Below are 20,063 nucleotides of genomic sequence, written 5' to 3'. Positions count from 1 at the left end.
CGACCGATCCCGGTAACTACCAAAACTCCCGAGACGCCTGATACAACGGCGGCGGGTCCTGCGGGTTCTCAGCATGCGGACGGGGCGAATCGGCCTGAATTCCACTCTTCTCCGCACCGTGTACCGCTCTGCATTACCTCGTGTCATAACAAGAGCGTCACAGCATGGGTCAGACCCTCCTCCACATTCCCCGCGCCCGCCTAGAGTCACGGCCAGTCACGGCGTCACCGGATTCTTACCTCAACCAGACGCGCGGGACTCGACCGTTTCCACGGGGATGCGGTTGTTCAGGGGAAAGGACTGATCGTGCGTCAACGTTCGCTCATCGCCATCACCGCCGCGCTTGCAGCGGGAGCGCTCACCCTCACGGCCTGCGGTTCGCGCGACAGCGGCGACAAGGGTTCCGACTCCGGCAGCGGTGGCACCACCGTCACGATCGGCGTCGACGCCCCGCTGACCGGCGACCTGTCCGCGCTCGGCCTGGGCATCAAGAACTCGGTGGACCTCGCGGTCAAGCAGGCCAACAAGAAGAAGTACGTCGACGGCGTCACCTTCAAGATCGAGGCCAAGGACGACCAGGCGCAGCCCTCCTCCGGCCAGGCGAACGCCTCCGCGTTCGTCGGCGACAACAGCGTCTACGGCGTGGTCGGCCCGCTGAACTCCTCCGTCGCCCAGTCGATGCAGAAGGTGTTCGACGACGCGAAGCTGGTCGAGGTCTCGCCGGCCAACACCAACCCGGCGCTGACCCAGGGCGACAACTGGCAGACGTCGAAGGCCCGTCCGTACAAGTCGTACTTCCGTACCGCGACCACGGACGCCATCCAGGGCCCGTTCGCCGCGCAGTACGTATACAACACGGCGAAGCTGACCAAGGCCTTCATCATCGACGACAAGAAGACCTACGGCGCGGGCCTCGCCGCCACCTTCACCGGGGAGTTCAAGAAGCTCGGCGGCAAGGTGGTCGGCACCGAGCACATCAACCCCGACTCCAAGGACTACTCCGCGGTCGTCACCAAGGTGAAGAACTCGGGCGCCACCGTGGTCTACTACGGCGGCGAGTACCCGCAGGCCGGTCCGCTGAGCAAGCAGCTCAAGGCCGCGGGCGCCAAGGTCCCGCTGGTCGGCGGTGACGGCATCTACGCCGACGACTACATCAAGCTGGCGGGCACCGCGGCCACCGGCGACATGGCCACCTCGGTCGGCGCCCCGGTCGAGACCCTCGACTCCGCCAAGGAGTTCGTCGCCAACTACAAGGCCGGCGGCTACACCGAGGCGTACGGCGCCTACGGCGGTTACTCCTACGACTCGGCCTGGGCGATCATCGAGGCCGTGAAGAAGGTCGTCGACGACAACGGCGGCAAGCTGCCGTCCGACGCCCGCGCGAAGATCACCGCCGCGGTGCAGAACGTCTCCTTCGACGGTGTGACCGGCAAGGTCTCCTTCGACGAGTACGGTGACGCGACCAACAAGCAGCTCACCGTCTACAAGGTCGACGGCGGGGCTTGGAAGGCGGCTACCTCGGGCACGTTCACGCCGAGCAGCTGACCCAACCCGCACGCATCACCGAGCCGCGCGGGGCGCTGTTCCACTGGCGCCCCGCGCGGACTCGCATCCGGCCTCATTCGTCGAACTTTCCGAACGTCTCGGAGGACATGCGGTGAACGAACTGCCGCAGCAGCTGGTCAACGGCCTGCTACTGGGATCCATGTACGGGCTGGTCGCCATCGGCTACACGATGGTCTATGGCATCGTCCAGCTCATCAACTTCGCCCACGGCGAGATCTTCATGACCGGCGCCTTCGGCGCGCTCACGGTCTACGCGTACGTACTGCCGAGCGGCACCTCGATGTGGATAGCTCTCCCCCTGATGCTGGTGGGCGCCATCATCGTCGCCGTCCTGGTAGCCGTCGGAGCGGAACGGTTCGCCTACCGGCCACTGCGCACCGCCCCGCGTCTCGCCCCCCTCATCACCGCCATCGGCCTCTCGCTGGCCCTGCAGCAGGCGGTGTGGGCCTGGTACCCCGAGGCCAAGTCCGCCCGTACCTTCCCCACCATTCCGGGCGGCCCCTTCAACATCGGCAACGTCACGATCCAGACCGGTGACATCTTCCTGGTGGTCGTGGCCCCGCTCAGCATGGCCTTCCTCGCGTACTTCGTGATGCGCACCCGCACCGGCCGCGGCATGCAGGCCACCGCCCAGGATCCGGACACCGCGAAGCTGATGGGCGTCAACACCGATCGCATCATCGTGATCGCGTTCGCCCTCGGTGCCGCCTTCGCCGCCGTCGGCGGTGTCGCCTACGGCCTCAAGTACGGCCAGATCGACTTCAAGATGGGCTTCCTGCTCGGCCTGAAGGCCTTCACCGCGGCCGTCCTCGGCGGTATCGGCAACATCTACGGCGCCATGCTCGGCGGCCTCGTCCTCGGCGTCGCCGAGGCCCTGTCGACCGCCTACATCTCGGACATCCCCGGCATGAGCCAGTTCGGCAGCCAGTCCTGGGCCGACGTCTGGGCGTTCGTACTCCTCATCCTCGTACTGCTGTTCAGGCCTCAGGGCCTGCTCGGCGAACGCGTCGCGGACAGGGCGTGACACCGATGACCACTGAGACCACCGCATCCGAGACCCCCGAGACCCCCGAGACCGCGAGCGCCCCGGCGCCCGCCGCGTCCGGTCTGATCGGACTGCCGGCCCCGATCGGCCGGGCCCTCGCCACCGGCGGCGGCGTCCTCGCCATCGTCTCCACGTTCATGTCGTGGACCTGGACCTCCGAATTCCCCGGTGACCTCACCGTCTACGGCTACCCGGGCGGCCTGCAGGTCCTGGTGCTGATCGGCGGCATCCTCACCACCCTGTTCGGCCTCGCCTCCTACGGCGTGAAGGGCCTGGGCGCGCTGACCCCGGGCAGCGCCGACAGCGCGCTGAAGATGGCCGCGCTCGGCACCTTCGGCACCGCCTGGTACACCGTGATCGCCATCAGCGTGAAACTCGGCGGCGTGGTGAACCTGGACCCGGGCGGCTTCATCGTCGCGATCGCGACCCTGGCCTCCTTGGTCGGCGCGCTCGCCCTGCCGTTCGAGCGGCCGGAGCCCGACCCGGTCGACCCGGACGACACCGGCTGGGAGCTGTTCAGGCACAACTCCCGGCAGAACTGGAACACCTTCCGCGCGGCCTTCGCCGCCAAAACCCCGGCCCCCGCGGCCCCGTTGCCGTCCTGGGCCGAGATCCTCGTCATCGTCGCGGCCATGGCCGTGGGCCTGATCGTCTTCAGCTACGGCATCGGCACGTCGTACGACCAGCTGTTCATCGGCTTCCTGATCACCGCCGGCTTCGGTTTCGCCTCCCTCTCCAAGGCCGGGATCGTGGCCCGGGTCTCGGCGATCACCGGGAAGCACCGGAACATCACCATGACCGGCGCCTTCCTCGCCGCCGCGGCCTTCCCGTTCACCCAGTCCAACGACCAGTACGCGACGATCGGCGTCTACATCCTGATCTTCGCGACCGTCGCGCTCGGCCTGAACATCGTCGTCGGCCTCGCCGGCCTCCTCGACCTCGGATACGTCGCCTTCCTCGGTGTCGGCGCCTACACCGCGGCCCTGGTCTCCGGCTCGCCGTCCTCGCCGCTGCACGTGCAGTGGCCGTTCTGGGCCTCGGCGCTGCTCGGCGCCGTCGTCGCCATGATCTTCGGTGTCGTCATCGGCGCCCCGACCCTGCGACTGCGCGGCGACTACCTGGCCATCGTCACCCTCGGCTTCGGTGAGATCTTCCGGATCACCGTCCTCAACCTGGACGGCACTTCGGGCCCGGACGTCACCAACGGTTCCAACGGCATCTCCTCGATCCCGAACCTGGACATCCTCGGCTTCGACTTCGGCGCCGAGCACCAGATCCTCGGCTCCACCATCGGGCGGTTCGCCAACTACCTGCTGCTGATGCTGATCATCACGTTCATCGTGGTCATCGTCTTCCGGCGCAGCAGCGACTCCCGTATCGGCCGCGCCTGGGTCGCCATCCGCGAGGACGAGACCGCCGCGCTCGCCATGGGCATCAACGGCTTCCGGGTCAAGCTCATCGCGTTCGCGCTGGGCGCCTGCCTCGCGGGCCTGTCCGGCTCGGTGCAGGCGCACGTCACCTACACGGTGACCCCGGAGCAGTACCAGTTCGCCTACGTGGTGCCGCCCAACTCGGCGTTCCTGCTGGCCGCGGTGGTCCTCGGCGGCATGGGCACCATCTCCGGCCCGCTGGTCGGCGCGTCCCTGCTGTACCTGATCCCGGCCAAGCTCCAGTTCCTCGGCGACTACCAGCTCTTCGCCTTCGGTGTCACGCTCATCCTGCTGATGCGCTTCCGTCCTGAGGGCCTCATCCCCAACCGGCGCCGCCAGCTCGAGTTCCACGAAGAGGCCGAAGCGCCCGCCGTCCTCACCAAGGCAGGGGCCTGACCACGATGACCACGGAAACAACCGTCAAGGACGCCGCCCCCGGCGAGGTCGTGCTCGACGCACGCGGCGTGACCATGCGCTTCGGCGGTCTCACCGCCGTACGCGGTGTCGACTTCACCGTCCGCAGCGGTGAGATCGTCGGCCTGATCGGCCCGAACGGCGCCGGCAAGACCACCTTCTTCAACTGCCTCACCGGCCTCTACATCCCCACCGAGGGCGAGGTCCGCTACAAGGGCGAGGTCCTGCCGCCGAAGTCCTTCAAGGTGACGGCCGCCGGCATCGCACGTACCTTCCAGAACATCCGGCTGTTCGCCAACATGACGGTCCTGGAGAACGTGCTGGTCGGCCGTCACACCCGCACCAAGGAGGGCCTCTGGTCCGCCCTGCTGCGCGGCCCCGGCTTCCACCGGGCCGAGGCGGCCTCCCGGGCCCGGGCCATGGAACTCCTGGAGTTCGTGGGCCTGGAGAAGAAGGCCGAGCACCTCGCCCGCAACCTGCCCTACGGCGAGCAGCGCAAGCTGGAGATCGCGCGGGCGCTGGCGAGCGAGCCGGGTCTGCTGCTGCTCGACGAGCCGACGGCCGGCATGAACCCGCAGGAGACCCGCGCCACCGAGGAACTGGTGTTCGCGATCCGCGACAGGGGCATCGCCGTGCTCGTCATCGAGCACGACATGCGCTTCATCTTCAACCTCTGCGACCGTGTCGCCGTCCTGGTACAGGGCGAGAAGCTCGTCGAGGGCGACAGCGCGACCGTGCAGGGCGACGAGCGGGTCGTCGCCGCCTACCTGGGCGAGCCCTTCGAGAACGCGCCCGGCGACGAGGAGGTCGCCGAGGTCGAGGCGGCGGAAGCGGCAGCCGACGCCGAGAACCCGACCGACGCCGTGCCCGGCAAGGAGACCGACCGATGACCGCACTGCTCGAAGTAGAGGACCTGCGGGTCGCCTACGGCAAGATCGAGGCCGTCAAGGGCATCTCCTTCAAGGTCGAGGCCGGCCAGGTCGTCACCCTGATCGGCACCAACGGCGCCGGCAAGACGACGACCCTGCGCACGCTGTCCGGGCTGCTCAAGCCGGTCGGCGGGCAGATCCGGTTCAACGGCAGGTCGCTGAAGAAGGTCCCGGCGCACAACATCGTGTCGCTGGGCCTGGCCCACTCCCCCGAGGGCCGGCACATCTTCCCGCGCATGACCATCGAGGACAACCTGCGCCTCGGGGCGTTCCTGCGCAACGACAAGCCGGGCATCGAGAAGGACATCCAGCGGGCCTACGAGCTCTTCCCGATCCTCGGTGAGCGGCGCAAGCAGGCCGCGGGCACCCTCTCGGGCGGTGAGCAGCAGATGCTGGCGATGGGGCGGGCGCTGATGTCCCAGCCGAAGCTGCTGATGCTGGACGAGCCGTCGATGGGTCTGTCGCCGATCATGATGCAGAAGATCATGGCGACGATCGCGGAGCTGAAGGCCCAGGGGACGACGATCCTGCTGGTCGAGCAGAACGCGCAGGCGGCGTTGTCGCTGGCCGACCAGGGGCATGTGATGGAGGTCGGGAACATCGTGCTGTCGGGCAGTGGGCAGGATCTGCTGACCGACGAGTCGGTGCGGAAGGCCTACCTGGGCGAGGACTAGGCAGTCGGTCGCCTGACGGTCGGTGGGGGCTGGTCGCGCAGTTCCCCGCGCCCCTTTCAGGGGCGCCCCCCGAGCGGTGTCACAAAGGCCCGTGCTCCCTTCTCAGGAGCACGGGCCTTGGCGTTGGTGCGGGTGCGGGTCAGCCCTTGCCGGACTTCTTCTCGTCGCTGTCCGCGATGACCGCCTCCGCGACCTGCTGCATCGACATGCGGCGGTCCATCGACGTCTTCTGGATCCAGCGGAACGCGGCCGGCTCGGTCAGGCCGTACTCGGTCTGGAGGACGGACTTCGCGCGGTCGACCAGCTTGCGGGTCTCCAGACGCTGGGAGAGGTCGGCGACCTCCGCCTCCAGCTGCTTCAGCTCGCTGAAGCGGGAGACGGCCATCTCGATCGCCGGGACCACGTCGCTCTTGCTGAACGGCTTGACCAGGTACGCCATCGCGCCGGCGTCGCGGGCCCGCTCGACCAGGTCGCGCTGCGAGAAGGCGGTGAGCATCAGGACCGGGGCGATGGACTCCTCGGCGATCTTCTCGGCCGCCGAGATGCCGTCCAGCTTGGGCATCTTGACGTCGAGGATGACCAGGTCGGGGCGGTGCTCGCGGGCCAGCTCGACGGCCTGTTCGCCGTCCCCGGCCTCACCGACGACCGTGTAGCCCTCCTCCTCCAGCATCTCCTTGAGGTCGAGCCGGATCAGGGCCTCGTCCTCGGCGATGACGACACGGGTCGTCAGCGGAGGCACATGCGACTTGTCGTCGGGTGCGTCGACTGGCTGGGGCGACTCGGCGGCGGTCACGGGGGCTCCTCGTTCAGGGCAGGGGTACTGCTGACAAGAGCCTACCTAGCTACGGTATGGTGGACGCGCGGAGGGTCGGGGATCACCTTTGATTCTTCGAGCCCCGGTAGCCCAATTGGCAGCAGGCAACGGATTCAAAACCCGTACAGTGTCGGTTCGAGTCCGACCCGGGGCACTTTTCCTTGGATTCCAAGGTCGCGTAATTGCGTGGCCGATCGCGTGGTCGAAGGGCCCCTCCGCCGGGCGGAGGGGCCCTTCGCGCGTCACTTGGGGCTGTCGTCCTCACCGATGTGGTGGACCCGGACCATGTTGGTGGAGCCGGAGACACCGGGCGGGGAGCCCGCCGTGATGACGACGACGTCACCCTTCTTGCAGCGTCCGTACTTCAGCAGCAGCTCGTCCACCTGGTCGACCATCTTGTCCGTCGAGTCGACGTGCGGACCGAGGAAGGTCTCGACGCCCCAGGTGAGGTTGAGCTGGGAGCGGGTGGCCGGTTCCGGGGTGAAGGCGAGCAGCGGGATCGGCGAGCGGTAGCGGGAGAGCCGCCGGACGGTGTCTCCCGACTGGGTGAACGCGACCAGGAACTTCGCGCCCAGGAAGTCGCCCATCTCGGCGGCGGCGCGGGCGACCGCGCCGCCCTGGGTGCGGGGCTTGTTGCTCTCGGTCAGCTCCGGCAGGCCCTGGGCGAGGATGTCCTCCTCCGCGGCCTCGACGATCTTCGCCATCGTCCGGACGGTCTCGATCGGGTACTTGCCGACGCTGGTCTCGCCGGAGAGCATCACCGCGTCCGTGCCGTCGATGACCGCGTTGGCGACGTCGGAGGCCTCGGCGCGGGTGGGGCGCGAGTTCTCGATCATCGAGTCGAGCATCTGGGTGGCGACGATGACCGGCTTGGCGTTGCGCTTGGCCAGCTTGACGGCGCGCTTCTGCACGATCGGCACCTGCTCCAGCGGCATCTCCACGCCGAGGTCGCCGCGGGCGACCATGATGCCGTCGAAGGCCGCCACGATTCCGTCGATGTTCTCGACGGCCTGCGGCTTCTCGACCTTGGCGATCACCGGGAGGCGGTGGCCCTCCTCGTCCATGATGCGGTGGACGTCCTCGATGTCCCGGCCGCTGCGCACGAAGGAGAGGGCGATGACGTCGAAGCCGGTGCGCAGCGCCCAGCGCAGGTCGGCCTCGTCCTTCTCGGAGAGCGCGGGTACGGAGACGGCGACGCCGGGGAGGTTGAGGCCCTTGTGGTCGGAGACCATGCCGCCCTCGACCACCGTGGTGTGCACCCGGGGGCCGTCGACGTGGGTGACCTCCAGGCAGACCTTGCCGTCGTCCACGAGGACGCGCTCACCGGGGGTGACGTCACCCGCGAGGCCCGAGTACGTCGTTCCGCACTGGTGCCGGTCGCCCTCGGCGCCCTCCTCCACCGTGATGACGAAGGTGTCACCGCGTTCGAGGAGTACGGGGCCTTCGGTGAAACGGCCGAGCCGGATCTTCGGGCCTTGAAGGTCGGCGAGCATCCCGACGCTGCGACCGGTCTCGTCGGAGGCCTTGCGGACGCGCTGGTAGCGCTCCTCGTGCTCGGCGTAGCTGCCGTGGCTGAGGTTGAATCGGGCGACGTCCATGCCGGCCTCGACCAGGGCCTTGATCTGGTCGTACGAGTCGGTGGCGGGCCCCAGAGTACAAACGATCTTTGCTCGGCGCATGTTTCGAGCCTAGGCCTTACCGGCGGGTAGAGAATTGGTCGCACATGACGACCCAACAACCTTTGCGTGAAGGCCTATTGACAAGTGTTGAATTGTGCGGCACCCCGCTCCTATGAGCATCTCGCACTTGTTGAATGCGGCATGCTCAGGTCACCAGATCGAAACCTCCCGGGCCTGTTGTCGACGGTCGTGCGCAGGACAGAATCTACGCGCGTCGTTGACCAAATCCCGAGGAGATGCAGACATGCCCTTGAACCGCCGGAAGTTCCTGGAGAATTCGGCCGCGACCGGAGCGGGGGTGGCGGTCGCCGGCGCGGCGGCGGCCCCGGCGCAGGCGTCGGGCAGGCCCGCCCGGCACCCGAGGCGGTACTCCCTCACCGTCATGGGCACCACCGACCTGCACGGGCACGTCTTCAACTGGGACTACTTCAAGGACGCGGAGTACTCCGACAAGGCCGGCAACGCGATGGGCCTGGCGCGCATCTCCACCCTGGTCGAGCAGGTGCGCAAGGCGAAGGGCCGCCGCAACACCCTGCTGCTCGACGCCGGTGACACCATCCAGGGCACCCCGCTGACGTACTACTACGCCAAGGTCGACCCGATCACCGCCAAGGGCGGCCCGGTGCACCCGATGGCGCAGGCCATGAACGCGATCGGGTACGACGCGGCGGCGCTCGGCAACCACGAGTTCAACTACGGCATCGAGACCCTGCGCAAGTTCGAGGACCAGCTGGACTTCCCGCTGCTCGGCGCCAACGCGGTCGACGCGAAGACCCTGCGGCCGGCCTTCCCGCCGTACCTCATCAAGAAGTTCCACGTCCCGGGCGCCCCGCCGGTGAAGGTCGCCGTCCTCGGCCTGACCAACCCGGGCATCGCGATCTGGGACAAGGCCTACGTCCAGGGCAAGCTGGCCTTCCCCGGCCTGGAGGAGCAGGCCGCGAAGTGGGTGCCGAAGCTGAAGGCGATGGGCGCGGACGTGGTCGTGGTCTCGGCCCACTCCGGCTCCTCGGGCACGTCCTCCTACGGCGACCAGGTGCCGTACGTGGAGAACGCGGCGGCGAACGTGGCCAGGCAGGTGCCGGGCATCGACGCGATCCTGGTCGGGCACGCACACGTGGAGATCCCGGAGCTGAAGGTCGTCAACGAGGCCACCGGCAGAACCGTCGTCCTCTCCGAGCCGCTGTGCTACGCCGAGCGCCTCTCGCTCTTCGACATCGAGCTGGTGTTCGACAAGGGCGCCTGGCAGGTCGAGTCGGTCGCGGCCTCGCTGCTGAACTCCGGCACGGTCGCCGACGACCCGAGGATCACCCGGCTCCTGAAGGACGAGCACGCCGAGGTCGTCGCGTACGTCAACCAGGTCGTCGGCACCGCGACCGAGACCCTCACCACCGTCGAGGCCCGCTACAAGGACGCCCCGATCATCGACCTGATCACCAAGGTCCAGGAGGACGTGGTCAAGGCGGCCCTGGCGGGCACCGAGTACGCGTCGCTGCCGGTGCTCGCGCAGGCCTCGCCGTTCTCCCGGACCTCCGAGATCCCGGCCGGCCAGGTCACCATCCGGGACCTGTCGAGCCTGTACGTGTACGACAACACGCTGGTCGCCAAGCTGATGACGGGCGCCCAGATCCGCGCGTACCTGGAGTACTCGGCGGAGTACTTCGTCCGGACGGCCGCCGACGTCACCGTCGACGTGGAGAAGCTGACGAACGCCAACAGCCGCCCGGACTACAACTACGACTACGTCTCGGGCCTGACGTACGAGATCGACGTCGCGCAGGCGGCCGGGTCCCGGATCAGGAACCTCACCTACCAGGGTGCCGCCCTCGACGACGCCCAGCAGTTCGTGCTCGCGGTGAACAACTACCGTGCCAACGGCGGCGGTGCGTTCCCGCATGTCGCCTCGGCCAAGGAGCTGTGGTCGGAGTCGACGGAGATCCGCACCCGGATCGCGGAGTGGGTCACCGCCAAGGGCGTCCTGGACCCGAAGGACTTCGCGTCGGTGGACTGGAAGCTGACCCGCGACGGCACGCCGGTGTTCTGACGGAGTCTCTGAGGCAGTCTCTGACGGATTCGAGGGGGCGCCGGTCCGGGGACCGGCGCCCCGCCGCTCAGTCGACCAGCGGCGTGAGCTGCCTCGGCTGCTGCTGCGCCGGAACCCGCTCCTCCGGCCGCTCCAGGCCGAAGCTGGTGAAGGCCGTGCGCGCGGGCAGCGGGTAGGGGTCCTTGCCCGTCAGAGTGTTGAGGATGGTGGCACTGCGCCAGGCGGCCAGGCCGAGGTCCGGGGCGCCGACGCCGTGGGTGTGGAGTTCGGCGTTCTGGACGTAGGCCGCTCCGGTCACCGACGGGTCGAGGACGAGCCGGAACCGCTCGTCCACGCGCGGCCGTTCGCTGTTGTCCCGGCGCAGGTAGGGGTCGAGTCCGGCGAGCAGGCGGCCGAGGGGGCGCTCGCGGTACCCGGTGGCCAGGACGACGGCGTCGGTGGTGAGCCGGGAGCGGTTGCCCTGCTGGACGTGTTCGAGGTGGAGCTCGACCTTGGTGGTGGCGACGCGTCCGGCGGTACGGACCTGGACGCCGGGGGTCAGGACCGCCTCGGGCCAGCCGCCGTGCAGCGTACGGCGGTACAGCTCGTCGTGGATGGCGGCGATGGTGTCGGCGTCGATGCCCTTGTGCAGCTGCCACTGGGCGGAGACGAGCCGGTCCCGGACGGGCTCGGCGAGGGCGTGGAAGTAGCGGGTGTAGTCGGGGGTGAAGTGCTCCAGGCCGAGCTTGGAGTACTCCATGGGCGCGAACGCCTCGCCGCGCCCGATCCAGTGCAGCTTCTCGCGGCCGGCGGGCCGGTTGCGCAGCAGGTCGAGGAAGACCTCGGCGCCGGACTGTCCCGAGCCCACGACGGTGACGTGCTCGGCGGCGAGGAAGGCCTCGCGGTGGTCGAGGTAGTCGGCCGCGTGGATGACCGGGACGCCCGGGGACTCCACGAGGGGCCTGAGCGGGTCCGGCACGTAGGGGACGGTCCCGACCCCGAGCACGACGTTCCTCGTGTACGTACGGCCGAGCGACTCGGCCTCGCCCTCGGCGTCGAGCCGGGTGAAGTCGACCTCGAACAGGTCGCGTTCGGAGTTCCAGCGGACGGCGTCGACCTGGTGGGAGAAGCACAGTCCGGGCAGGCTCTCGGCGACCCAGCGGCAGTAGGCGTCGTACTCGGCGCGTCGGATGTGGAACCGCTCGGCGAAGTAGAAGGGGAAGAGCCGGTCGCGGGCCTTGAGGTAGTTGAGGAACGACCAGGGGTTCGCGGGGTCGGCGAGGGTCACCAGGTCGGCGAGGAACGGGACCTGGATGGTGGCGCCGTCGATCAGGAGACCGGCGTGCCAGTCGAAGCCCGGACGCTGCTCGTAGAAGACGGCGTCGAGTTCGGCGAGCGGGTGGGCGAGTGCGGCGAGGGAGAGGTTGGACGGTCCGATGCCGACGCCGACCAGGTCGCGGGGTGCTTCGGGCTCGTGGCGTGGGGGGGTAGTCATCTGGGGGTGGTTCCTTCTACGAGTTTCAGGAGGAGGGCCAGGTCGTCCGGCCGGGTGTGGGGGTTGAGGAGGGTGGCCTTGAGCCAGAGCCGGCCGTCGAGCCGGGCCCGGCCGAGTACCGCCCGGCCGTCGTGCAGCAGCCTGCGTCGTACGGCGGCGACGTCGTCGTCGGTGGCTCCGGTGGGGCGGAACAGCACGGTGCTGATGTTCGGCCGGTCGTAGAGCTCGAAGGCGGGGTGCTCGCGGACCAGGGCGGCGAACTCCCGGGCGCGGGCGCACACCTGGTCGACCAGCGCGCCGAGTCCGGTGCGGCCCAGGGTCTTGAGGGTGACCGCGATCTTGAGGACGTCGGGGCGCCGGGTGGTGCGCAGCGAGCGGCCGAGCAGGTCGGGGTACCCGGCCTCGGTGTCGTCGTCGGCGTTGAGGTAGTCGGCGTGGTGGTGGAGGGCGCCGAGCTCGGCCGGGCGGGCGACGGCGAGGAGGCCGGCGGCGACCGGCTGCCAGCCGAGTTTGTGCAGGTCGAGGGTGACGGTGTGGGCGCGCTCCAGACCGGCGAGCTTGTCCCGGTGCCGGTCGCTGAAGGCGAGGCCGCCCCCGTAGGCGGCGTCGATGTGCAGCCGGGCGCCGTGGGCGGCGCAGAGTCCGGCGATCTCGGGGAGCGGGTCGATGAGTCCGGCGTCGGTGGTGCCGGCGGTGGCGGCGACCAGCAGCGGCCGGGGCAGCTGGGTGAGGGCGGCGTGCAGGGCGGCCGGGTCGAGGGTGCCGTTCGGGGCGGGGACCACGACGGGGTCGGGCAGGCCGAGCAGCCAGGCGGCGCGGGGCAGCGAGTGGTGTGCGTTGGCCCCGCAGACCAGCCGGAGGCCGCCCCCGTGGGCCTCACGGGCCAGCAGCAGGGCGAGTTGGTTGGACTCGCTGCCGCCGGTGGTGACCACGGCGTCGGAGAGGCCGATGGTGTGTGCGAGGGTGCGGGTGACCAGGGCTTCCAGGGCGGCGGCGGCCGGGGCCTGGTCCCAGGAGTCCAGGGACGGGTTGAGGGCGCTCGCGGCGAGGTCGGCGGCGGTGGCGACGGCCAGCGGCGGGCAGTGCAGATGCGCGGCGCACAGCGGGTCGGCGGGGTCGGCGGCGCCCTCGGCGAGGGCGGTCACCAGGGTGCGCAGGGCGTCGGGGTCGCCGTCGTCCGGGAGCAGGTCCCCCACGGCGTCCGCGACCCGCTCGGCCACCGCCTCGGGTCCGCCCGCGGGCAGCGGTCCGCCGCGCACCCGGCCGCCCGCGCGCAGCGCGTCGAGCACGGTGTCCAGCAGAGGCCGCAGGGCGTCGGGTCCCTGGGGTCCGGATGCGAGAGGCGGCGTGCTCATGGGCTCTCCTCGGGGCGCTGGCCGAAAGGGGTTGTCCGCGGGGGGAGTTCCAGTTTGTACGGGATTGGGTCTGCGCGCCCCCAAAGCTCAACGATCGAGACCCGAAAGTGGGTACTGCCGTGCGGGGAAAACCTGTCGGGGCGGTGCGCCCCGGGCGCGTCGGAGCAAGCGGTGAAAGGGCGTTGAGAGCGGGGCTGACCGGGGTTAACGTCGGTCGCGTGGTTGACGCGTGGATGATCGACGTGCCCGGTGAGCGGGTGCTGGTGCGGGAACCGCGGCCCGCGGACGAGGCGCCGCTGCTGGACCTCTTCGAGGCCTGCGAGGACTGGTTCGTGGCGGCGACCGGGCTGCCGTCGGGACCGGGCGACGTGCAGAGCCTGTTCTACGGGCTGCCCGAGGGCGCCGACCCTGCCGACAAGGTGCTGCTGGTGCTGGAGCGGGACGGGGTCGTCTCGGGCCTGGTGGACGCGGTACGGAACCATCCGGTGCCCGGCGCGGTCGCGGTGGGGCTGTTCCTGCTGGCCCCCTGGGCGCGCGGCCGGGGCCTCGGCCGGGCGCTGGCCGAGTCGCTGCTCGCGCACGCGGAGGGGGTCTCCCTGGTGACGGCGTCGGTGCCGCCGGGCTGGCGCTCCGGGGAGTGCTTCCTGGAGCACCTGGGCTTCACGCTGGGCGCGGCGACGCCCGGGACGGCCGAGGTGGGCAACCGGCGGGCGGGGCCGCGGGAGGGCGGGGTGCGCCGGGCGGAGCTGCGGCCGGCGGCGGGCTGACGGGGCCGGTCCCGCATCGTCGTGGGGGACCGGCCGCGCCCATGTGGTCGTCCGTCCGCGCCCCTACGCCTCGCGGACCCGCAACGCCCTTTCCAGGTCGTCCAGTTCGTCGACGAGGCGGCGGCGCAGGGCCGTGACCGGGTCGGCGTCCTCCAGGCAGGCGCGCCCGAGGGCGAGGTGCTCGGCGTCGACGGCGTGCGCGGGGAAGGCCTGCCTGCCGGTGACGGTGGCGATGCGGGGGCCGCGCCGGGCGGCGACGGCGACCGCGTCCTGGTAGTAGCGCGGCACGTAGTCCCGGACCAGGTCCGCCTGTTCGGGGTGCCAGAAGCCCTCGGCGGTGGCCGTGAACAGGTAGTTGGACAGCTCGTCGCCGGCGAACATCGCCTCCCAGGCCACGCGCTTGGCCTCGGGGTCGGGCAGCGCGGCCCGGCAGCGGGCGGCGCCCTCCTGGCCGCTGGCGCTGGGGTCGCGGGCCAGTTCGGCGGCGATCCGGTCCGCGTCGACGGCGCCGAGGACGGCGAGCCGGGTCATGATGCGCCAGCGCAGCTCGGGGTCGAGCTCGGGCCCGCCGGGCACGGTGCCCTCGGCGAGCCAGGCGGCGATGGTGTCGGGGTGGGCGGCGGCGGCGATGAAGTGCCGTACGGCGATCAGGCGCAGCCCGGGGTTGTCGCCGTCCTCGGTACGCCGGATGAGGTCGCGGCACAGGGCGGAGACGGTGGCGAGGGCGGCGGGGCGGTCCTCGGGCCCGAGGTACCGGTCGGCGACGTGGACCGCGGCGAAGGCCAGCACGCCCTGGACGAGGGCGAGGTCGGTCTCGTGCGGGAGATGGGCGCGGGCGGCCTCCAGGTAGGCCGCGGGCGGGAGTTCCCCGTCGCGGACGGCGTCGCGCAGGGCGTTCCAGACCACCGCGCGGGTCAGCGGGTCGGGCAGGCCCGACAGGTGGGCGCGGACGGTGGCGGCGGACTCGGCGTCGAAGCGGACCTTGGCGTAGGTCAGGTCGCCGTCGTTGACCACGAGCAGGGCGGGGCGCTTGCCGAGGACCTGGGGCGCGGTCTGCGGGAGGTCGAGGTCGATGCGCTCGCGCAGGGTGAGCCGGCCCTCGTCGGCGAGGTCCTGGTCGTAGACGCCGACGCAGACCCGGTGCGGGCGGCTGCCGGTGCGTTCGACGGTGAGGGCGCGGACGCCGTCGGCCGCGGTGGCCAGGACCGGGGTGAGGGTGTCGACACCGGTGGTGCGCAGCCAGGTGTCGGCCCAGGCGTGCACGTCGCGTTCGGTGGCGGCGGCGAGGGAGTCGATGAAGTCCGCGAGGGTGGCGTTGGCGAACCGGTGCCGCTGGAAGTGGATGTTGATGCCGGCCAGGAAGTCCTTCTCGCCCATCCAGGCGACCAGCTGGCGCAGCGCGGAGGCGCCCTTGGCGTAGGAGATGCCGTCGAAGTTGAGCAGGGCGGCGGCGGTGTCGTCGACCGCCTCGGGGGCGACCGGGTGGGTGGAGGGGCGCTGGTCGGCGTCGTAGCCCCAGGCCTTGCGGGCCACGCCGAAGTCGACCCAGGTGTCGGCGAAGCGGGTGGCCTCGGTGAGGGTCTGGTAGCCCATGTACTCGGCGAAGGACTCGTTCAGCCAGATGTCGTCCCACCACCTGAGGGTGACGAGGTCGCCGAACCACATGTGGGCCATCTCGTGGGCGATGACCATCGCGCGGGTCTGCCGCTCGGTGTCGGTGACGGCGGAGCGGTAGACGAACTCGTCGCGGAAGGTGACCAGGCCCGGGTTCTCCATGGCGCCGGCGTTGAACTCGGGGACGAACGCCTGGTCGTAGGAGTCGAAGGGGTAGGGCTCCTCGAACTTCTCGTGGTAGCGGTCGTAGCACGCGCGCGTGATGTCGAGGATTTCGTCGGCGTCGGCGTCGAGGTGCGGGGCGAGGGAGCGGCGGCAGTGGATGCCGAAGGGCAGTCCGCGGTGCTCGGTGCGCACCGAGTGCCAGGGCCCGGCGGCGACGGCGACCAGGTAGGTGGAGATCAGCGGGGTGGCGGCGGCCCGCCAGCGGCCCTCGCCGAGGTGCTCGGTGACGCCGTTGGCGAGCACCGTCCAGCCCTCGGGTGCGGTCACGGAGAGCTCGAAGACGGCCTTCAGGTCGGGCTGGTCGAAGGCGGCGAAGACCCGCTGCACGTCGTCCATGAACAGCTGGGTGTAGACGTACGTCGCGTCGTCCGTGGGGTCGGTGAAGCGGTGCATGCCCTCGCCGGTGCGCGAGTAGCGCATGGTGGCCTCGACGCGCAGCTCGTGCTCGCCCGCGGCGAGGTCCCTCAGGGGCAGCCGGCCCTGGTCCAGCGTCTCGGGGTCGAGGGGCTGTCCGTCGAGGGTGACGGCGCGCAGGGTGGCGGGCTTCAGCTCGACGAAGGTGTCGCCGTCGGACCGGGCCGCGAACCTGATCACGGTGCGGGAGTCGAAGGTCTCGTCCCCGGTGGTCAGGTCGAGGTCGATCGTGTAGCGGTGGACGTCGAGGAGCTCGGCGCGGCTCTGCGCTTCGTCGCGAGTCAGTACGGACATGCGGGCCATGCTGCCCGATGACACCGACAACGCACAGGGGCAGGAGCGGTACGCGGCTTATGTCCGCCCCGGGGCCGCGGGGCGGACGGGGACGGCGCTGGTGAGCGCCGTCGTACGCGCCCCGGGGGGGGCGGGCGCCGGATCAGTGCGCGTCGTCCGCCGGTCCCCCGTTGACGGTGTCCTCGGCGATGGACTCGTGGTGCCTGATCACCTCGGCGATGATGAAGTTCAGGAACTTCTCGGCGAAGGCGGGGTCGAGCTTGGCGTTCTCGGCGAGGGTGCGCAGCCGGGTGATCTGCCGGGCCTCGCGGGCCGGGTCGGCCGGGGGCAGCCGGTGGACCGCCTTGAGGCGGCCGACCTGCTGGGTGGCCTTGAAACGCTCGGCGAGCATGTGGACGACGGCCGCGTCGATGTTGTCGATGCTGTCGCGCAGCCGGCCGAGTTCCTCGCGGACGGCGGGGTCGACGTCACCGGTACCGGTGTTGCTGGTGGTCATGGGTGTCAACCCTAAAGGGGGCCGCGGGGTGGTCCCTAAGGGCCGTCGGCGGGTTCGGCCACCGGCGGACCCGGTTCGCCGTCCTCCCGGAGGCCCTCGTTCCAGTCGTCGGGCACGGCCCGGCTCTGCTGGGCCCGGAAGCGCACCGGGGCGGTGCCGACCCGGCGGGTGAACAGGCGGGAGAAGTAGGCCGGGTCGTCGTAGCCGACGCGGCGGGCGACGGCGGCGACGGACAGTTCGGTGGTGGCGAGGAGTTCCTGGGCGCGGCCGAGGCGGATGCCGATCAGGTAGTCCTTGGGGCTGCACCCGGCGACCCGGCGGACGGCGGTGCGCAGCTCGGCCGGGGTCATGCCGTGCCGGGCCGCGTGGTCGGCGACGGTCATCCCGGTGCAGGCGTCCCGGGCGAGCGCGTGCAGCACCGGGTCGCCGTCGGGGGCGAGGTCGGCACGCGCGCGTCGCAGGGCGACCAGGAGCTCATGCACGGCGGCGCCGGTCTCGACCTCCAGGAGGGGGTTGCCGTGGCGGGCGGCCCGGGCGATGCGGGCGATGACGTCCCGGGGCCCGGTGGCGTCCGCGAGCGGGACCACGGGCCGCTCGGGCTCGATGTAGCCGAGTTCCGTGTAGGTCACGGTGTCGGGTCCGGCGAAGGTCACGAACGCCTCGTCCCAGCCGCTGTCCGGGTCGGGGCCGTAGTGGTGCGGGACGCCCGGGGTGAGCCACACCAGGGCGGGCGCGGTGACGGCGGTGCGGCGCCCGTCGGGCATCCGGTACCAGCCGCGGCCCGAGCTGATCACCACGGCGACGTGCCCGTCCAGCACGCGCGGGCCGACGGCGGGCACCGCGCCGTACTGGAGGCCGACACCGAGGCAGACCAGGCCGAGGCGGTGGTGGACGGCGCCGGGTGTGAAGAACCGCATCCAGGTGCGGAAGACCGGCGCTCCGTGCGGCACTGCGCGCCCCTTCCGTGCGTCTCTTCCGTCCAAGTGCTGCTGATCTTTGTCCATGGTGCGGGCGCCCGCCAGCAGGCCAAGGTGAGCGTATGAGCGACTTCACGGTGGGCGAAACCGATTTCCTCCTGGACGGCAGGCCGGTACGGCTGCTGTCCGGAGCGCTGCACTACTTCCGGGTGCACGAGGAGCAGTGGGGCCACCGGCTGGCGCTGCTGCGCGCCATGGGGCTGAACTGCGTGGAGACGTACGTCCCGTGGAACCTGCACGAGCCGCACGCGGGCGGCTTCCGGGACGTCGAGGCCCTCGGCCGCTTCCTGGACGCGGCCCGGGCGGCGGGCCTGTGGGCGATCGTGCGGCCGGGGCCGTACATCTGCGCGGAGTGGGAGAACGGCGGTCTGCCGCACTGGGTGACGGGCGAGCTGGGCGCGCGGGCACGCACGCGTGACGAGCGTTTCCTGCGGTACGTGGACCGCTGGTTCCGCCGCCTGCTGCCCGAGGTGGTGTCCCGGCAGCAGGACCGGGGCGGCCCGGTGATCATGGTGCAGGTCGAGAACGAGTACGGCAGCTACGGCTCCGACGCCGTCTACCTGGCCCACCTCACCGACCTGCTGCGGGCCGAGGGCGTCACGGTGCCGCTGGTCACCTCGGACGGCCCCGAGGACCACATGCTCACCGGCGGCTCGGTGCCCGGCCTGCTCGCGACGGTGAACTTCGGCTCGCACGCGCGCGAGGCCTTCGAGACCCTGCGCCGGCACCAGCCGCACGGCCCGCTGATGTGCATGGAGTTCTGGTGCGGCTGGTTCGACCACTGGGGCGGCGAGCACGTCGTACGGGACGCCGGGGACGCGGCGGCGGCGCTGCGGGAGATCCTGGAGTGCGGGGCGTCGGTCAACGTCTACATGGCGCACGGCGGCACCAACTTCGCCGGCTGGGCGGGCGCCAACCGCCCCGGCGGCGAGCTGCACGAGGGCCCGCTGGAGGCGGACGTGACGTCCTACGACTACGACGCCCCGATCGACGAGTACGGCCGCCCCACGGAGAAGTTCTGGCGCTTCCGCGAGGTCCTCGCCGGGTACCAGGACGGCCCGCTGCCCGAACCGCCCCCGGCGCCGCCCGCACTGGCCTCGCGGACGGACGTGGAGCTGACCGGCTGGACGCCTCTCTCCGGCGTCCTGGAGACCCTCGGCACCCCCGAGCGCGTCCACCCGGTCCCGCCCACCTTCGAGGAGCTGGACGTCGCCCGGGGCCTGGTCCGCTACGAGGTGGACGTGCCGGGCCCGCGCCGGCCGTACCCGCTCACCGCGCGGGGCCTGCGCGACCTCGCGGTCGTGTACGTCGACGGCGAGCGGGCCGGGGTCCTCACCGAGGAGGAACCCCAGCTCAAGAAGCCGCTCGCCGGCCCCGCGCGCGTGGAGCTCTGGGTGGAGACCCTGGGCCGCGTCAACTACGGCCCGCGCTCGGGCGAGCCGAAGGGCATCACCGGGGGCATCCTGCACGAACGCCAGTTCCTGCACGGGGTACGCGCGCGTGGCCTGGATCTCGACGCCTTCGAGGGCGGTGTGGACGCGGTGCCCTTCAGCCCGCTTCCGGAGGACGGCGCCCCCGGCCTCTACCGGGGCACGGTGACGGTCCACGACACCGGCGACGCCCGCCTGGAACTCCCCGGCTGGACCCGCGGCTTCGTCTGGATCAACGGCTTCAACCTGGGGCGTTATTGGTCGGCAGGCCCGCAGGAGTCGTTGTACGTGCCGGGCCCCGTCCTCAAGGAGGGTGAGAACGAGATCTGGATCCTGGAACTCCAGGAAACCGATCAGGGAACAGCACGCCTGGCGCCCCTTTAGGGGCGCGGGGAACTGCGCGACGAGCCCCCACGGACCCGCAG

15 protein-coding genes and 1 tRNA gene are annotated in these 20,063 nt (G+C 70.8%); 9 read left to right on the top strand and 7 right to left on the bottom strand.

Features of this window, described 5'->3' with window-relative positions:
- Positions 1 to 306: 306 nt before the first annotated feature.
- From ACGF5O_RS03005 to ACGF5O_RS02985, 5 genes are all read left to right on the top strand, one after another.
- Positions 307 to 1,545 carry a branched-chain amino acid ABC transporter substrate-binding protein gene (locus ACGF5O_RS03005; protein WP_393808153.1) on the top strand — a complete coding sequence of 413 codons (1,239 nt, stop codon included), beginning with the start codon at positions 307 to 309 and terminating at the stop codon, positions 1,543 to 1,545.
- A 112-nt stretch (positions 1,546 to 1,657) separates the two neighbouring features.
- Complete coding sequence (locus tag ACGF5O_RS03000; RefSeq protein WP_393808152.1) at positions 1,658 to 2,590, top strand: branched-chain amino acid ABC transporter permease; 933 nt, start codon at positions 1,658 to 1,660, stop codon at positions 2,588 to 2,590.
- A gap of 5 nt (positions 2,591 to 2,595) precedes the next feature.
- The gene (locus tag ACGF5O_RS02995) at positions 2,596 to 4,437 is read left to right on the top strand and encodes a branched-chain amino acid ABC transporter permease (RefSeq protein WP_393808151.1); all 1,842 of its coding nucleotides are present in this window, start codon (positions 2,596 to 2,598) and stop codon (positions 4,435 to 4,437) included.
- A gap of 5 nt (positions 4,438 to 4,442) precedes the next feature.
- Positions 4,443 to 5,345, top strand: coding sequence for an ABC transporter ATP-binding protein (locus ACGF5O_RS02990; protein WP_393808150.1), 903 nt, complete (start codon positions 4,443 to 4,445; stop codon positions 5,343 to 5,345).
- Positions 5,342 to 6,058, top strand: coding sequence for an ABC transporter ATP-binding protein (locus ACGF5O_RS02985; RefSeq protein ID WP_393808149.1), 717 nt, complete (start codon positions 5,342 to 5,344; stop codon positions 6,056 to 6,058). The genes ACGF5O_RS02990 and ACGF5O_RS02985 overlap by 4 nt, the downstream gene beginning before the upstream one ends.
- Before the next feature lie 139 nt (positions 6,059 to 6,197).
- Here the strand turns inward: ACGF5O_RS02985 and ACGF5O_RS02980 are convergent, their stop codons facing one another.
- Complete coding sequence (locus tag ACGF5O_RS02980; protein ID WP_393808148.1) at positions 6,198 to 6,851, bottom strand: ANTAR domain-containing response regulator; 654 nt, start codon at positions 6,849 to 6,851, stop codon at positions 6,198 to 6,200.
- 100 nt (positions 6,852 to 6,951) lie between these two features.
- Between ACGF5O_RS02980 and ACGF5O_RS02975 the strand changes: the two genes are divergently transcribed.
- Positions 6,952 to 7,026: transfer RNA gene (locus tag ACGF5O_RS02975), tRNA-Leu, on the top strand.
- An 88-nt stretch (positions 7,027 to 7,114) separates the two neighbouring features.
- Here the strand turns inward: ACGF5O_RS02975 and pyk are convergent.
- Positions 7,115 to 8,551 (bottom strand): pyruvate kinase, encoded by a 1,437-nt coding sequence (gene pyk, locus ACGF5O_RS02970; RefSeq protein WP_393808147.1) that lies wholly within the window; start codon positions 8,549 to 8,551, stop codon positions 7,115 to 7,117.
- A 244-nt stretch (positions 8,552 to 8,795) separates the two neighbouring features.
- Here pyk and ACGF5O_RS02965 point away from each other — a divergent pair, with 244 nt between their 5' ends.
- A complete protein-coding gene (locus ACGF5O_RS02965; RefSeq protein ID WP_393808146.1) occupies positions 8,796 to 10,592 on the top strand; it encodes a bifunctional metallophosphatase/5'-nucleotidase in 1,797 nt (598 codons plus the stop codon).
- A gap of 67 nt (positions 10,593 to 10,659) precedes the next feature.
- Here the strand turns inward: ACGF5O_RS02965 and ACGF5O_RS02960 are convergent, their stop codons facing one another.
- Both ACGF5O_RS02960 and ACGF5O_RS02955 read right to left on the bottom strand, forming a co-directional pair.
- A complete protein-coding gene (locus ACGF5O_RS02960) occupies positions 10,660 to 12,066 on the bottom strand; it encodes a lysine N(6)-hydroxylase/L-ornithine N(5)-oxygenase family protein (protein ID WP_393808145.1) in 1,407 nt (468 codons plus the stop codon).
- A complete protein-coding gene (locus ACGF5O_RS02955; protein WP_393808144.1) occupies positions 12,063 to 13,421 on the bottom strand; it encodes a pyridoxal phosphate-dependent decarboxylase family protein in 1,359 nt (452 codons plus the stop codon). The genes ACGF5O_RS02960 and ACGF5O_RS02955 overlap by 4 nt, the downstream gene beginning before the upstream one ends.
- Before the next feature lie 218 nt (positions 13,422 to 13,639).
- Here ACGF5O_RS02955 and ACGF5O_RS02950 point away from each other — a divergent pair, with 218 nt between their 5' ends.
- Entirely contained in the window at positions 13,640 to 14,188 is a 549-nt protein-coding gene (locus ACGF5O_RS02950; RefSeq protein WP_393808143.1) for a GNAT family N-acetyltransferase, read from the top strand.
- A 63-nt stretch (positions 14,189 to 14,251) separates the two neighbouring features.
- Here the strand turns inward: ACGF5O_RS02950 and pepN are convergent, their stop codons facing one another.
- The 3 genes from pepN to ACGF5O_RS02935 form a co-directional block, all read right to left on the bottom strand.
- A complete protein-coding gene (gene pepN, locus ACGF5O_RS02945) occupies positions 14,252 to 16,735 on the bottom strand; it encodes an aminopeptidase N (protein ID WP_393808142.1) in 2,484 nt (827 codons plus the stop codon).
- A gap of 142 nt (positions 16,736 to 16,877) precedes the next feature.
- Complete coding sequence (locus ACGF5O_RS02940; protein ID WP_393808141.1) at positions 16,878 to 17,231, bottom strand: chorismate mutase; 354 nt, start codon at positions 17,229 to 17,231, stop codon at positions 16,878 to 16,880.
- A 35-nt stretch (positions 17,232 to 17,266) separates the two neighbouring features.
- Entirely contained in the window at positions 17,267 to 18,148 is an 882-nt protein-coding gene (locus ACGF5O_RS02935; protein ID WP_393808405.1) for a helix-turn-helix domain-containing protein, read from the bottom strand.
- A 122-nt stretch (positions 18,149 to 18,270) separates the two neighbouring features.
- Here ACGF5O_RS02935 and ACGF5O_RS02930 point away from each other — a divergent pair, with 122 nt between their 5' ends.
- Positions 18,271 to 20,022 carry a beta-galactosidase family protein gene (locus ACGF5O_RS02930; protein ID WP_393808140.1) on the top strand — a complete coding sequence of 584 codons (1,752 nt, stop codon included), beginning with the start codon at positions 18,271 to 18,273 and terminating at the stop codon, positions 20,020 to 20,022.
- Positions 20,023 to 20,063: the final 41 nt, after the last annotated feature.

Origin of the sequence: Streptomyces sp. NPDC048291, from assembly GCF_043201715.1 — a bacterium.
Taxonomy (GTDB): Bacteria; Actinomycetota; Actinomycetes; order Streptomycetales; family Streptomycetaceae; genus Streptomyces.
The sequence above is the reverse complement of the archived record's forward strand: the minus strand, read 5'-3'. Positions and strand labels throughout refer to the sequence as shown.